Origin of the sequence: Acinetobacter sp. UBA3132 (assembly GCF_002364825.1) — a bacterium.
In the GTDB taxonomy this organism is placed as follows: Bacteria; Pseudomonadota; Gammaproteobacteria; order Pseudomonadales; family Moraxellaceae; genus Acinetobacter; species Acinetobacter schindleri.
In genome coordinates this window covers 1-1,627 of the sequence record NZ_DEZM01000062.1, presented here as the reverse complement: position 1 = coordinate 1,627, position 1,627 = coordinate 1, and the positions used below count along the sequence as shown (strand labels likewise).

The 1,627-nt window shown below is 38.4% G+C and carries 1 protein-coding gene and 1 pseudogene; both read left to right on the top strand.

The window, feature by feature from the left end; genetic code table 11:
• Positions 1 to 1,166: pseudogene (locus B4033_RS02880) on the top strand (hypothetical protein); the annotation flags it as partial.
• 82 nt (positions 1,167 to 1,248) lie between these two features.
• Positions 1,249 to 1,398, top strand: a complete 150-nt coding sequence (locus B4033_RS02875) for a hypothetical protein (RefSeq protein WP_167456609.1) — start codon at positions 1,249 to 1,251, stop codon at positions 1,396 to 1,398.
• Positions 1,399 to 1,627 lie beyond the last annotated feature (229 nt).

Genomic DNA, 1,627 nt, shown 5'->3' with positions numbered 1-1,627 from the left:
AAAATACCACGGCTGTATTCCTGAACAATAAAGTCCCTACGGTCTTTGATGGCCAATACTTTAAAAAGGGTAATGTATACAAAGCAGGCAGCTTTGCTGGTCAATATCATCAAGCAGCCTTGTATCTAGAAGATAATATTCATTGGAACAACCTCAATACCCGTCTAGGTGTGCGTGCTGATTATGATGAATCAAATAACAATCTTAACTTTGCACCACGTAGCAGCATTAGTTATCAGCCTTTTTCCAATAAATTATTAACCCTGACTTCAGGTTGGAACCGCTACTATAATGCCCCAACGTATATGACGGACTTGCGTCAACATCTGACCTCATTAGATTTTGACATCAGCCGTGCTGATCAAAATTCTGAATGGGTTGAAGAAGTAAAAGTTTCAGCCAATGATACACGCCGCAAGGATCTTAAAACCCCATTTGCAGATGAATTTGTCCTTGGGTTTAATAGCCAATTTAAAAACACCAATCTCAGCTTAAAATGGGTGAATCGTCAGTATGATGATGAAATCACCCGTAATAGAACTAATATTCCAAATGACTATTTTACTTATTCTTATGAGTTTGATAACAGCGGTTATGGCGAAAATGATACCGTCACACTCGAACTTAATACGATTGAGCCACTTAAATTTAAAGGCACTCAACATGATTTAGGCTTAGCAGTCAATTACTCGGAAGTGTACCGTAGCGCACCAGATTATACGAAAAACTTTACCGAAGAAGATCTTCAGGAGCTGATTTCCTATGATGGCAAAATCATGCCTTATGGTGACCGTCCTGCATCAAACTATAACCAGCCGATTACTGCACGTGTCATGTGGAATATTGGCTTTGATTCTCTTCCTTTAAAAATTTCCAACTTCTTTAGCTATAAAGACACCTATGAGCAAGTGTTAGAAGCGAGCTCTGCTGACAAAGTGGTGCATGATGGCGTTAAAATCGATACTTATACGCTACAAGATGTAAAACCTCGTTTTACATGGGATGTGCGCACTACCTATGATTGGAAAGTTTCAAAAGATTATTCAGCGATTTTTGGCTTAACGGTAAATAATATTACTAACCGCAATAATTTATATGTGAGTGGAAGCAAACTGTACTCTGAAATTGGCCGCCAATTTATCGCAGATATCACTTTTAAATTCTAACTCATGGACAAAGAGCACTCAGGTGCTCTTTTTAATTTGCTTAGGCTATAATTACTGCAATTTCATCTCTTGCATTTGTGTCATGTTAAAAAAGATCTTACTGGTTTTAATGATTTTAGCACCTTCCGCACTGTACCTCTATATCGTCAACCGTGAAGATAAAACCGAAGCACCTGCGGAACAAACGGTTCCAGCCAGTCAACCGGCCGAATCCCAAACACCTGACCATTAAATCCACACTGCTTAAACTCCTGTAAAGTGACGGGAATTTGAGGTTTTAATGTCGATTTCTGATGCTATAAACTGATGGATACGCTAGTTTAAAATCAGAAATCACGTTAATCCTTTGTTCTTGTTTAATGTTTAATCTGTTAATTCATTTTTAGCAAAAAGCCTTTTGACAAAGCTTAGCTTAGTCCTTAACATAGCTATCACCTCGCAACGTCCCTATCGTCTAGAGG

Coding starts and splice junctions, on each gene's coding strand:
- B4033_RS02875 (WP_167456609.1), top strand. CDS start 1,249: ATGTTAAAAAAGATCTTACTGGTTTTAATGATTTTAGCACCTTCCGCA.